At 68.6% G+C, this 11,993-nt stretch carries 11 protein-coding genes; 6 read left to right on the top strand and 5 right to left on the bottom strand.

Annotation, left to right across the window (positions count from 1 at the left end; translation table 11 throughout):
• Positions 1-72: 72 nt before the first annotated feature.
• Positions 73-534, bottom strand: a complete 462-nt coding sequence (locus AC07PR_RS14245; protein ID WP_377156882.1) for a host attachment protein — start codon at positions 532-534, stop codon at positions 73-75.
• Positions 535-695: 161 nt separating this feature from the next.
• Between AC07PR_RS14245 and AC07PR_RS14240 the strand changes: the two genes are divergently transcribed.
• Positions 696-1,379, top strand: a complete 684-nt coding sequence (locus AC07PR_RS14240; protein WP_495135672.1) for a hypothetical protein — start codon at positions 696-698, stop codon at positions 1,377-1,379.
• A gap of 108 nt (positions 1,380-1,487) precedes the next feature.
• The gene (trxC, locus tag AC07PR_RS14235) at positions 1,488-1,937 is read left to right on the top strand and encodes a thioredoxin TrxC (protein ID WP_495135671.1); all 450 of its coding nucleotides are present in this window, start codon (positions 1,488-1,490) and stop codon (positions 1,935-1,937) included.
• 14 nt (positions 1,938-1,951) lie between these two features.
• On the opposite strand, the gene recJ is transcribed toward trxC, so the two are convergent.
• Both recJ and AC07PR_RS14225 read right to left on the bottom strand, forming a co-directional pair.
• Positions 1,952-3,700, bottom strand: coding sequence for a single-stranded-DNA-specific exonuclease RecJ (gene recJ / locus AC07PR_RS14230; protein WP_495135670.1), 1,749 nt, complete (start codon positions 3,698-3,700; stop codon positions 1,952-1,954).
• A complete protein-coding gene (locus AC07PR_RS14225) occupies positions 3,697-4,629 on the bottom strand; it encodes a hypothetical protein (RefSeq protein WP_495135669.1) in 933 nt (310 codons plus the stop codon). Before AC07PR_RS14225 ends, recJ begins: the two co-directional genes overlap by 4 nt.
• An 81-nt stretch (positions 4,630-4,710) precedes the next feature.
• Here AC07PR_RS14225 and AC07PR_RS14220 point away from each other — a divergent pair, with 81 nt between their 5' ends.
• Both AC07PR_RS14220 and ppk1 read left to right on the top strand, forming a co-directional pair.
• The gene (locus tag AC07PR_RS14220) at positions 4,711-5,562 is read left to right on the top strand and encodes a UDP-2,3-diacylglucosamine diphosphatase (protein ID WP_377161506.1); all 852 of its coding nucleotides are present in this window, start codon (positions 4,711-4,713) and stop codon (positions 5,560-5,562) included.
• A 134-nt stretch (positions 5,563-5,696) separates the two neighbouring features.
• Positions 5,697-7,757 carry a polyphosphate kinase 1 gene (gene ppk1, locus AC07PR_RS14215; RefSeq protein ID WP_377156875.1) on the top strand — a complete coding sequence of 687 codons (2,061 nt, stop codon included), beginning with the start codon at positions 5,697-5,699 and terminating at the stop codon, positions 7,755-7,757.
• Between the two features lie 220 nt (positions 7,758-7,977).
• On the opposite strand, the gene AC07PR_RS14210 is transcribed toward ppk1, so the two are convergent.
• On the bottom strand, positions 7,978-9,492 hold the full coding sequence (locus AC07PR_RS14210; protein ID WP_377156874.1) for a Ppx/GppA phosphatase family protein: 1,515 nt from the start codon (positions 9,490-9,492) through the stop codon (positions 7,978-7,980).
• Positions 9,493-9,630: 138 nt separating this feature from the next.
• On the opposite strand from AC07PR_RS14210, the gene AC07PR_RS14205 reads away from it, so the two are divergent.
• Together AC07PR_RS14205 and AC07PR_RS14200 are read left to right on the top strand one after the other, a co-directional pair.
• A complete protein-coding gene (locus AC07PR_RS14205) occupies positions 9,631-10,560 on the top strand; it encodes a dienelactone hydrolase family protein (protein ID WP_377156873.1) in 930 nt (309 codons plus the stop codon).
• 89 nt (positions 10,561-10,649) lie between these two features.
• Positions 10,650-11,426 (top strand): ZIP family metal transporter, encoded by a 777-nt coding sequence (locus tag AC07PR_RS14200; RefSeq protein WP_377156871.1) that lies wholly within the window; start codon positions 10,650-10,652, stop codon positions 11,424-11,426.
• Between the two features lie 50 nt (positions 11,427-11,476).
• Here AC07PR_RS14200 and AC07PR_RS14195 read toward each other — a convergent pair whose 3' ends face one another.
• On the bottom strand, positions 11,477-11,929 hold the full coding sequence (locus tag AC07PR_RS14195; protein WP_377156870.1) for a universal stress protein: 453 nt from the start codon (positions 11,927-11,929) through the stop codon (positions 11,477-11,479).
• Positions 11,930-11,993: the final 64 nt, after the last annotated feature.

The raw sequence follows: 11,993 nt of genomic DNA, 5'->3' as shown, positions 1-11,993 counted from the left end.
GTCCCCATTCTGGGTGGCCTCTATGTCATCGATTTGACAAACAGTTACAGCAGGGGTCAGGTGTGAAGGACCTCACGGCTTCTGCTTGCTGAAGTCCCGCTCCGGGAACAAGCGGGTCGTGAGCGCGCCCAGGCTTTCGTGGACGACGTCGACGTTGGTCTCGTCGATGATCAGCTTGGTGATCTGCGGACTCAGCGCCTTGCGCAGCAGGCCCAGGAAGCGCGGTGCGGCCACGACACGCAACTGCGTCACCTCGCCGTTGTTGTAGCCGTCGTCCAGGGTCTTGGCCACGCGCGCGGCGAAGCTGATCGCCTCCTGATGCGATTCATCGACGCTCGCCGACGAGGTCACGTTGTTGCCGCGCCGGCCTTCGGCGTCGCGGCGCAGGTCCGCGTTGTTCGCATGGGCGGCGGCATCGGTCAGCGTCGTGACGTCCTCCAGGTCGCCACCTTCCTCCGGCAGCTTCAGCAGGCGCGCCACGCCCTCGTCGGCCACCAGCACCCAGAGCTTCCCGTCGTCCTTGTAGGCAGTCATCTCGTTCCTTCAACAGAGTTCTCGTTGGACCCAGGGCGGCAATCGTCGTACCCATCGCCCTCTGCGTTCCCTGCACCGCTGGGGAAACACCGGTAGAACGGGCACTCCCGGGCATGGTCCACTTCTTGTTCGAAGAACAGACATCGATTTTCGGGAGGGATATGACACACGAGAGGGAGAGCCGCCGGGCGTCGAGCCGGCTCGCGGGGTGGGCGTTGCCGGTCGTGGCGGCGCTGTTGACCGGCTGCGCCGCCAGCAACGTCGCGCCAACCTACGTCCCGAAGGTGGAGTCCGGGAAGGGCGTGCTCGTGGGGTCGATCACCTACACCGGCCCGTTGGGCAGTTATGGTTTCAGCATGCGGCCCGTGGAGGGCGGCGGGCCTTCGACCAAGATCGCTCACGGCACGGCGATGATCGTGAATCCGTTCGAGATCCGTGATCTGAAGCGGATCGACCCGGACTTCAAGTCCCGCGGCTCGCTCTTCGCCGTCGAGATGCCGGCGGGACGCTACGTGATCGAGGAATGGGCCATCGACGTCGGCACCGTCCACGTCCGATCGACGGGCATCCTCAACGACGTCGTCATCGACCTCGAACCCGGCAAGGCCGTGTACCTGGGCAACTACCACTTCGTGGCGGATCGGGAGTTCCTCAACCTGATCTCCGGTGGTCGGGTCACGCTGACCGAGAAGTTCGAGCGCGACCAGGCCGCCTTCCGCAAGCGCTATCCGGGCATGAGCGACACGCCCTTCAGTTCGGCGATCCAGTCCGGCACGAAGATCGAGAACTTCGGCGGCCGGACCCAGACGCGCATGGACCCCATCTACGTTCCGATCGTCCGTTGAGACGCACCGCGGCGCCCGCGTGCGAGACGGTCCGTCCGGCATGCGGTTTGCCCGACACCGGCAGGCGGGCCGCCTCGGGCACGTCTCCTTTCGCGAGTGAACGATTCCATGGACACCTCCGCCGCCGTCAGCCTCCACATCGTCTGCCCCTCGTGCGGCGCGAAGAACCGCGTGCCGCGCGAGCGCCTGGGCGAAGCGCCCGATTGCGGACGCTGCGGCACGCCGCTGATGCGGCCGGAGGCCGTGGACCTCACGCCGGAGGTGTTCGACAAGTTCATCGCGGGCACTGAACTGCCGGTCGTCGTCGACTGCTGGGCGGCGTGGTGCGGCCCCTGCCGGATGATGACGCCGCAGTTCGAGAAGGCTGCGGCGATGTTGCCCGAGGTGCGCTTCGTCAAGCTCGATACCGAGGCCGCGCCGCAGCAGAGCGCGCGCTACGGCATCCGCAGCATTCCCACGATGCTGCTGTTCCTCGACGGGCAGGAGATCGCCCGGGAGTCCGGCGCGATGCCGGCGGCGGCGATCGTGGAGTGGGTGCGCAAGCAGTTGCTCGGCTGAGCGCCCCGGCCGATCTACTCGGCCATCGCCTCCACGACCATCTGCACGCGCTGCTGGCCCTGGAATTCGTCGAGGCTCAGGCGATACGCCAGCGTCACCTGCTCCGGCAACTGCTCGGTGTGGCCGAACCAGATGGCATCGCGGATCCAGGCCCCCTGGCGCAGGCGCAGCTTGAGGTGGCGCTCCCCGACGATGCGCTGGTTCACGACCTGCACGCGGTCGCAGAACAGTGGCGCCTCGAAGGCCTGGCCCCAGACCTGCGCTTCCAGCTCCTGGACGGTTTCGGCGCAGAAGGCCTCCGGCGGCAGCGGGCCGTCGGTGCGCAGCGTGCGGGTGAGCGAGGCTTCGTCCAGCCATTCGCGTGCGACGTCCTCGAAGGCCGCGGCGAAGGCCTCGACGCCGCCGGGCGCGAGCGTGCAGCCCGCCGCCATCGCGTGGCCGCCGAACTTGCGCAGCAGGTCCGGGTGGCGTTTCGACACGAGGTCCAGCGCATCGCGCAGATGGAAGCCGGGGATGGAGCGGCCCGAGCCCTTGAGCTGGCCGTCCGCGCCCTCGGCGAAGACGAACACCGGGCGATGCAGCCGGTCCTTGATCCGCGAGGCCACGATGCCGACGACGCCTTCGTGGAAGTCGGCGTCGAACAGTGCCAGTGCGGGCGGCGGCGCGCCGTTCAGGCGCGGATCCGTCATCAGGCGTTCGAGCAGCGCGAGCGCCTGCTCCTGCATGCCGGCTTCGATCTCGCGACGCTCGCGGTTGATGCGATCGAGTTCGCGCGCGAGGGCCAGGGCCTGCTCGCTGTCGTCCGTCGTCAGGCAGGTGATGCCCAGCGTCATGTCGTCGAGACGGCCGGCGGCGTTGATGCGCGGGCCGAGCGCGAAGCCGAGGTCGAAGCTGTTGGCGCGTGACGCGTCGCGGCTGGCCGCGGTGAACAGCGCCTGCACGCCCGGCTGCATGCGGCCGGCGCGCATGCGCCGCAGGCCTTGCGCCACCAGGCGCCGGTTGTTGGCGTCGAGTCGCACCACGTCGGCGACGGTGCCCAGCGCGACCAGGTCGAGCAGGCCGTCGAGCCGCGGCGGCGCGTTCTCGCCGAAGGCGCCGCGGCGGCGCAGCTCGCCCCGCAGCACCGTCAGCACGTAGAACGCCACGCCGACGCCGGCGAGGCTCTTGCCGGGGAAGGGGCAGCCCGGCTGGTTGGGATTCACCAGCGCGTCGGCGTCGGGCACGGTGGGCTGGCCGTCGGCGGTGACCGCGGGAAGGTGGTGGTCGGTGACCAGGACCTTCAGCCCGAGCGCGCGCGCGAAGGCCACGCCGGCGTGGCTGGCGATGCCGTTGTCGACGGTCACGAGCAGCTTGGGCTCGTGCTTCAGCGCCAGCTCGACGATGGTCGGGGTCAGGCCGTAGCCGTGGACCGCACGGTCAGGCACGACGTAGCTGACCGTGCCCGGCTTCGCGTCGAGCAGCGCCAGTCCGCGCAGCATCACCGCACAGGCGGTGGCGCCGTCGCAGTCGTAGTCCGCCACGATGCAGATGTGTTCACCCCCGGAGATCGCGTCGGCCAGCAGCACTGCGGCCTTGTCGATGCCGAGCATGCCCAAGGGACCTTCGGGCGGCAGCAGGTGCTTCAGGTCGGGGTCGAGCTCATCGCGGGACAGCACGCCCCGTGCCGCGAAGAGGCGCGACAGCAGCGGCGAGAAACCGGCCGCCTGCAGTGCGTGCGCGGAGTCCGGCGGGACGTCGCGGGTCAGGATGCGGGGACTGCTCACAGATGCTCCAGGGCGGTGGCGACGGCGGCGCTCGGCGCCGCGAATCGTTCCTTGAGCCGCTGCCAGCCGCTGGCCGGCTGGCGTCTCCAGGTGCGGGCCAGGCGCTCGCCGCTCAGGGTCAGCGAGACCGGCTCGCCCGTGCGCGCGGCGTTCAAGGCCTGCTCGATCGGGCCCTGGTCCAGCGCCTTCCATCCTTCGCTCCACGCGTACAGGTCGCCGGTCAGCATCGGCGCGCGCAGGCGCGTGTCGATGAGGAGTCCGGCAGGCAAGGCATTGCCGCGCTCACGGGCGCCGCCGCCGATCCAGACGGCGTTCAGCGGGCGCAGGCCGCGCTCGTCGCGGGCCTGGTTGAGGGGGTGATCGTGCAGCAGCATCTGCGCCTCGTTGAGCAGCGTGCGCAGGCGGCGCGCGCGCGGGTACCAAGTCTCGACACCGCGGTTGAGCACGCGATCCGCGCTGGCGGCCTCCAGGCCGTCGAGGTCGTCATGGGCGATCGCCCATTCGCCGGTGGACAACCAGGCGGTCCGCCATCCCTCGGCGGCGGGGAACAGCACGGTCGACAGCGCGTCGAGGAAGGCGCGGGATTCCGCCTCGTCCAGATCGAGCGTCTCGGGACCGAGCGCGGTGACGCCCTCGGTGCCGACGGCGAAATGGGCCGGCGTCAGCAGGGCCCAGGCGGCGTCGGCGGGATCCTGCCCGGCGGCACGCACGCGCCAGGCGGCGATCGGTGGATGGTCGTCGGCGACGCCGCGGCGTCGCGCCAGGAAAAGGTCGTGCGGGGGGAGCGGGGAAGTCTCGTCGGCGTCGCCGACATCCTCCACCGGGGCCAGCAACCCGAGCAGGCGGCTCAGGTTCGGCAGCTCCAGCTCGCGCAGGGCGCCCTCGAAATGAGGGTCCAGCGAGCTGGCGAAGGGGATCATCACGTGCATGGCGGGGGATTATCGGCGGTCCGGTCATCAAGCTTTCATCCAGGGTCGGCAACCTGTGGGGCCATGCTGACCGACACCCTCATGGCCGCCGCTGTTTCGAACGAACCGCCTGGGGCCGAGGCGGAAGACGGCGGGTCGATCCGCGTGCGCACGGTGTGGATCTCCGATCTGCACCTGGGCACGCCGGGTTGCCAGGCCCGGGCGCTGCTCGACTTCCTCAGGGAGGTCGAATGCGAGCAGCTCTTCCTCGTCGGCGACATCGTCGACGGCTGGCAGCTGCGCCGCAGCTGGTACTGGCCGCAGGAGCACAACGACGTCGTCCAGAAGCTGCTGCGCAAGGCACGCAAGGGCACCCGCGTGATCTACGTGCCGGGCAACCACGACGAATTCGCCCGCAAATACCTGCAGCACAGCTTCGGCGGCATCGAGGTCGCGCACGAGTGGATCCACGAGACCGCCGACGGCCGCAAGTTCTGGGTCACGCACGGCGACCTGTTCGACGGCGTCATCCAGCATGCGAAGTGGCTCGCCCATCTGGGCGACACGCTCTATGAGTTCACGCTGAAGCTGAACCGCCACCTCAACTCGCTGCGCGCGCGCATGGGCCTGCCGTACTGGAGCCTCAGCAAGTACCTGAAGCTCAAGGTCAAGCGCGCGGTCTCGTTCATCGGCGAGTTCGAGCAGGCGCTGGCCCGCGAGGCCCGCAAGCGCGGTGTGCAGGGCGTCGTCTGCGGCCACATCCACCATGCCGAGCTGCGCGACATCGACGGCATCACCTACGCCAACGACGGCGACTGGGTCGAGAGCCTCACCGCCCTGGTCGAGCATGCGGACGGCCACCTCGAGATCCTGGACTGGGCCGAGCGCCAGCGCCTGATCGCCGAGCAGGGGACTGCCGAAGCGCTGGCCGCCGCGATGCGCCAGCCGGCCTGACACGACCCGACCCTGGCAGGGGGCTCCGTCGTCCTGACGGGGGCCGGACCTCGTCCTCGACCGCGGTGCAACGGGGTGTGACCCGCCCGAAAGAGGGTCACCTGACTGTCACACCAGCTTCATAGAATCAGTCCATGACTTTGCCTGACGTTCCGCTGCTCAACCGCGAAAACGCGATCCTCGAGTTCAACCGGCGCGTCCTGGCCCAGGCCCAGCGCGTCGACGTGCCGCTGCTGGAGCGGCTGCGCTACATCTGCATCGTGTCCAGCAACCTCGACGAGTTCTTCGAGGTGCGCTTCGCCGACATGCTGGACGTGCAGCGCGACGGCAGCGGGCTGGTGACGCCGCGCGACGTGGAGCGTGTCGGCCGCGCCGCCCACGACCTGATCGACGAGCAGTACGGGATCTTCAACGATCAGGTCATGCCCGCGCTGCGCGAGCACAACATCCAGATCCTGAACCACGCCGACCGCACCGATGAGATCCGCGCGTGGGTCGCCAAGTTCTTCGAGCGCGAGGTGCGTCCGCTGCTGGTCCCGGTGGGCCTGGACCCGGCGCATCCGTTCCCGCAGGTCGGCAACAAGTCGCTGCACTTCATCGCCCGCCTCTCGGGCAAGGACGCGCTGGGGCGCGACAACCGCATCGCCATCGTCAAGGTGCCGCGCGTGCTGCCGCGCGTGATCAAGGTGCCGACGGCCATCAGCGGCGGCAAGCAGAGCTTCGTGCTGCTGACCAGCGTCATCCGCGCGCATCTGGAAGAACTGTTCCCGGGCCGGCATGTCGAGGCGTTCTCGCAGTTCCGCGTCACGCGCGATTCCGACCTCGAAGTCGACGAGGAAGAGATCGCCAACCTGCGCCACGCGCTGCGCTCCGGCCTGACGACGCGGCACTTCGGACGCGCCGTGCGACTGGAGGTGGTCAACACCTGCCCCGAGGAACTGTCGCGTTTCCTGCTCGAGCAGTTCGACCTGCCGGAGGCGGCGTTGTACCGGGTCAACGGACCGGTCAACCTCGTGCGCCTGAACGAGCTGATCGACCAGACCGACGCCGAAGACCTGCGCTTCCAGCCCTACGAGCCGAGCTGGCCCAAGGGCCGGCTGCCGCGCGGCAAGTCGATCTTCGACAAGCTGCGGACCAAGGGCGACGTGATGCTGCATCACCCGTTCGAGAGCTTCGATCCGGTGGTGCAATTGCTGCGCGAGGCGGTCGAGGATCCGGACGTGCTGGCGATCAAGCAGACGATCTACCGGACCGGCAGCCAGTCGGTGCTGGCGGACCTGCTGATCGAGGCGGCGCGGCGCGGCAAGGAAGTGCTGGCGGTCGTGGAGCTGAAGGCGCGCTTCGACGAGGAGGCCAACATCAACTGGGCGGAGCGGCTGGAGGCGGTCGGCGCGCAGGTGGTGTACGGCATCGTCGGCCTGAAGACGCATGCGAAGCTGATGCTGATCACGCGCCGCGAGGGCGGCAAGCTGCGCCGCTACGGGCATCTGTCGACCGGCAACTACAACCCGAAGACGGCGCGCTTCTACACCGACCTCGGGTATCTGACCGCCGACTCGGAGATCACGGCCGACATGGACCTGGTCTTCAGCCAGCTGGCGTCCTTGTCGAAGTTCAAGGCACCCAAGAAGTTGCTGCTGGCGCCGTTCAACCTGCACCGCACGATGTGCGAGCTCCTGACGCAGGTCGAGGAAGCGGCCCGGCGCGGCGAGACTGCGCGGGTGGTCCTGAAGATCAACGCGCTGACCGATGCCGAACTGATCAATGGCCTGATCCGTGCGGGCAAGGCTGGCGCGAAGATCGACCTGATCGTGCGGGGCGCCTGCATGCTGCCGCCGGGCCTGCCGGGCGAGACGGACAACATCCTGGTGCGCTCGGTGGTGGGGCGTTTCCTGGAGCACTCGCGGATCTTCTATTTCCGCTGGGGCAAGGACGAGCAGGAGGCGCTGTACCTGTCGAGTGCCGACTGGATGGCGCGCAACATGCTGAGACGGATCGAGGTGGCGTGGCCGATCACGGACGCGAAGCTGCGTCAGCGCGTGATCGACGAAGGCCTGACGCCCTACTTGTACGACACCCTCGACGCCTGGCAACTGGGCCCCGACGGCACGTCACAACGCATCGGCACCGAGGGCAACCCGAACAGTGTCTGTGCGCAACAGGCGCTGATGCGCCTCTACCGCGAAGAGCTCTGACCTGACCCCAAACGACGCTGCCCCAAACGGACCAGAGCCCAGACGAAGTCCTCGTTCCCGATGGACAGGCATGGCCCGGGCCGGCGACGAAGTCGAGCTTCAAAAAAACTGACTTGGGCGCCGTCTGTCCGAGCGGCGCGAACCGCAGGTGAGCAAAGCGAGTTGGCGCCCGCTCGACGCCCGGCGCCGGCCCGGGCCATGCCTGTCGCGCTCGGTGACGTCAGGCTTCCAGTGCCAACTGGACCTTCCCGACCTTGGCCCACGCTTCCAGCTCCTCCCGGAGCAGGAAGTGAGCGCGGGGATGGGTGTCGGCCCAGCCCTTGCGCATCTCGATGGTGACGTCCATGCCGTCGCGGCGGATCTTGATATCGGCCGGATCGACGTTGCTGCGCGCATGGCACTTGATGGCGGCGAGGCGGAGCGCGAGCAACTGCCAGACCATCGGTTCTTCCTGCAACTGCTCCTCCAACTTGCGCAACCCACCGCGCTGACCGAGCGCGAGATCGCCGAGGCGCCGCAGCTGGTTCTGCGAGAAGCCTGGCGCGTCGACATGCGACAGCAGATAGGCGCTGTGCCGATGGTGGTCGTGATGGGAGACCATCATGCCGATCTCGTGGAGCGCGGCGGCCCACGAGAGCTCGCGACGATGCTCTTCCTCGGCCTTCGGCGACAGCTGCGCGTGCAGACGCTGCGCCAGTGACTGGACGCGGCCGGCCTGATCGCGATCGACGGCGAAGCGGCGCTGCAGCTCGGCGACGGACTGTTCGCGCATGTCGCGGCCGGCGGCGAGCAGACGCGGATCGAGGCGTTCCGCGAGATCGAAGATGACCCCCTGGCGGAGCGCGCCCCTGGCGGGGTGCAGGCGGTCGATGTCGAAGTGGGTGAGCAGCGTGTACAGGATGCACAGACCGCCGCCGACGACGGCGCGGCGGTCTTCCTTCAGACCGGCGAGCTTGAGCGCATCGACGCGGCCGGCGACCAGGCACTGCTCGATGCACCAGCGCAGACCGTCGAGGGTGATGGAGCCGTCGGGGCTGACGCCGTTGGCGGCCAGGATCTGCGCGACGGCGCCGACGGTGCCGGACGATCCCAGCGCCTGCTTCCAGCGCGGTTGCGCCGACTGGCGCGAGAACTGGGTGATGGCTTCCTCCAGTTCCGCGCCCGCAGCGACCTGCGCGGCGCGGAAGGCTTCGGCCGTGAAGCGGCCTTCGGGGAAGAAGCGCATCGACAGGCTGACGCTGCCGATCTGGAAGGATTCCGTGCTCACCGGCTGCGGGCCGCGGCCGAGGATCATCTCGGTCGAGCGGCCGCCGATGTCGATGACCAGGCGCGGGTCCTCGGCCGTCTGCAACCGGGCGACGCCGGCGTAGATGAGACGGGCCTCCTCGCGGCCGGAGATCACCTCGATCGGATGGCCCAGCACCTCCTGCGCCCGCGCGAGGAAGGCGTTGCGGTTGCGCGCCTCGCGCAGCGTCTGCGTGGCGACCGCGCGCACCTGCCGGCCGGGCAGGCCCGACAGGCGTTCCGCGAAGCGGCGCAGGCAGGCGAGGCCGCGCTCGGTGGCCTCCTCGGTCAGCATGCTCATCGCATCCAGGCCCGCGCCCAGGCGCACCGTTTCCTTCAGGTAGTCCAGCCGGCGGTACTGCCCGTGCTGCAACTGGGCGAGTTCCAGACGGAAGCTGTTGGAGCCCATGTCGATGGCGGCCAGGATCAGGGGAACTTGCGCTTGCGTCATGGGTCGCGATTGTCGCGGTGTTTGGCGTCCCCGCCGGGAACGAAGTGCTTTCATCCTGCGGTTCATCATGCTGTCGCACGGCACCCGCGCTAGCATCCGGCGTTCCGTCCACCACGTATCCCAGCAGAGGAGCCGCAGATGACGAATTCCGATTCCCGCGCCGAAGGCGCCGCCGGCCTGTCCCCTGAACAGGCCGACGCGATCCGCGATGACATCGACACGCTGACGCCGGGCCGGGCCTTCAGCCGGCGGGCCTTCGTCGGCACGGCGGTGGGCAGCGGTTTCGCGGCCGCGGTGCTGCCGGTGTCCGCGCAGACGATCACCACCGACACGCAAGGCCTGGATGCGGGGCCGGTGTCGATTTCCGTCGGCGACTTCAAGATGCCGGCGTACGTCGCCCAGCCGGCGGGCAAGAAGAACGCCCATGTCGTGCTGGTGATCAGCGAGATCTTCGGCGTGCACGAGCACATCGCCGACGTCGCGCGCCGCTTCGCGAAGCTGGGCTATCTGGCGATCGCGCCGGATCTGTTCGCGCGGCAGGGCAACGCGACCGTGTATTCGGACATCGCCAAGCTTCAGAGCGAGATCATCCAGCGCACGCCTGATGCGCAGGTCATGAACGACCTGGACGCGGCGGTCGCGTGGGCGAAGCAGCAGGGCGGCGACACCTCGAAGCTGGCGATCACCGGCTTCTGCTGGGGCGGTCGGATCGTGTGGCTGTATTCAGCGCACAGCAAGGCGGTGAAGGCCGGCGTGGCTTGGTACGGCCGCCTGCAGGGCCAGACGAATGCGATGACGCCCAAGCATCCGATCGATGTCGTGGGGCAGTTGAACGCCCCGGTGCTGGGCCTGTACGGCGCCCAGGACAACGGGATTCCGGTCTCGACGGTCGCCGCGATGCAGGAGGCGCTCAAGCAGGGCAGTGCCGCGGCCAAGGCGAGCGAGTTCGTCGTCTACCCGGACACCGGCCACGCCTTCCACGCCGACTACCGCCCCAGCTACAAGCCCGAGCCCGCCAAGGACGGCTGGGCACGTTGCCAGGCGTGGTTCAAGCAGCACGGGGTTTGAACGTCCTCCGAAGCAGGGGGGCTTGACGAGTCTGAGACAATTTTCAGAACCCCAACCGGCGCACCCCCAGTGGTGCGCCTTTTTTATCCATGACCCTGACCTACATCCTGCTGGTGACTTTCGCCGGCGGTCTTGCCTCCGTGACGATCGCGGCGATGCTGACGGTTGGCCTGCTGAGCCGCATCGTCAAGCATCTGGTGAGTCTGTCCACCGGCGTGCTGCTGTCGACCGCGCTGCTGCACGTGCTGCCGGAGGCATTCGAGAGCGGGGCGGATCCGCACAACCTGTTCCTGGCGCTGCTGGGCGGGCTGATGTTCTTCTTCCTGCTGGAGAAGGCCGAGCTGTACCGCCACACCCACCACCACGAGGGAGACGGGCACCACCACCATCACCATTTCGACCAGGAGCAGGCGGGCCGGGGTGGGTTGTCGGTGCTGGTGGGGGACTCGATCCACAACTTCTGCGACGGGATCATCATCGCCGCCGCCTTCCTGGCGGACCACCACCTGGGCTGGGTCACCGCGATGGCGATCGTCGCCCACGAGATTCCGCAGGAAGTCGGCGACTACATCGTGCTGCTGAACGCCGGCTTCACACGCAAGAAGGCCTTGTTCTTCAACGCCGTGTCGGGGATGGCGGCGGTGGTCGGAGGGCTGGTCGGCTACTACGTCGTGGGGCCCTGGCAGCAGCTGTTCCCCTACCTGCTGGTGGCCGCTTCGAGCAGCTTCGTCTATGTCTCGGTCGCCGACCTGATCCCGCAACTGCAGCGTCGGCTGCCCTGGAAGGACACCGCCTTGCAGCTGCTGTGGCTGGGCGTGGGCATCGTGTTCGTGCTGATCGTCGTGGGCGGCAAACACGCCCACTGAAGCCGGCCGGAGGCGCCCGGGAGGGCGCTCCGGTCAAGGTCCGGGACGGATCACTGCGGCGCGCCTTCGCCGTGCACCACCAGCACCGGGAAGGCGCAGTGCGTCAGCACCTTCTGCGTCTCGCTGCCGAGCAGCAGGGCCTGCAGCCCGCGCCGGCCGTGCGTGGCCATCACCAGCAGGTCGGCGTTGACGCGCTTGGCGTGCTCGATGATGGCTTCCCAGGGGTGGAGCGCCTCCACGCTGTGGGCCTCGATCTCCAGGCCCTGCGCCTGCGCCAGTGCGAGCACCTGCGCCAGGCGCTCCTGCGCGATGCGCTCCTGGGCGTCGAAGAACTCCTGCGGCGGCGTCGGCTGCATCTCCGACACGGCGCTGTAGGGGAAGGGCTCCTTGACGCTGATGGCAAACAGCCGGGCGTCGTGGAACTTTGCCAGCTTGATGGCGGTGTCGATCGCCTTGGCGGTGATGTCGGAACCGTCGGTGGGAATCAGGATGCGCTGGAACATGGCGAGCCTCCTTCGAGCGAACGGGGTAGGGCTGAGTGGACCCGACCCCCACCACAGGCGGGGT

This window comes from Roseateles sp. GW821-FHT09H11 (assembly GCF_059415845.1).
Note: the sequence above shows the minus strand (reverse complement) of the source record. Positions and strands in the feature narration are given on the sequence as shown.

What these genes read in the sequence shown, in the direction of transcription:
- AC07PR_RS14245 (WP_377156882.1), bottom strand. Translation starts at nt 534, where the DNA reads ATGACTGCCTACAAGGACGACGGGAAGCTCTGGGTGCTGGTGGCCGAC.
- AC07PR_RS14240 (WP_495135672.1), top strand. Translation starts at nt 696, where the DNA reads ATGACACACGAGAGGGAGAGCCGCCGGGCGTCGAGCCGGCTCGCGGGG.
- trxC (WP_495135671.1), top strand. Translation starts at nt 1,488, where the DNA reads ATGGACACCTCCGCCGCCGTCAGCCTCCACATCGTCTGCCCCTCGTGC.
- AC07PR_RS14225 (WP_495135669.1), bottom strand. Translation starts at nt 4,629, where the DNA reads ATGCACGTGATGATCCCCTTCGCCAGCTCGCTGGACCCTCATTTCGAG.
- AC07PR_RS14220 (WP_377161506.1), top strand. Translation starts at nt 4,711, where the DNA reads ATGGCCGCCGCTGTTTCGAACGAACCGCCTGGGGCCGAGGCGGAAGAC.
- ppk1 (WP_377156875.1), top strand. Translation starts at nt 5,697, where the DNA reads ATGACTTTGCCTGACGTTCCGCTGCTCAACCGCGAAAACGCGATCCTC.
- AC07PR_RS14210 (WP_377156874.1), bottom strand. Translation starts at nt 9,492, where the DNA reads ATGACGCAAGCGCAAGTTCCCCTGATCCTGGCCGCCATCGACATGGGC.
- AC07PR_RS14205 (WP_377156873.1), top strand. Translation starts at nt 9,631, where the DNA reads ATGACGAATTCCGATTCCCGCGCCGAAGGCGCCGCCGGCCTGTCCCCT.
- AC07PR_RS14200 (WP_377156871.1), top strand. Translation starts at nt 10,650, where the DNA reads ATGACCCTGACCTACATCCTGCTGGTGACTTTCGCCGGCGGTCTTGCC.
- AC07PR_RS14195 (WP_377156870.1), bottom strand. Translation starts at nt 11,929, where the DNA reads ATGTTCCAGCGCATCCTGATTCCCACCGACGGTTCCGACATCACCGCC.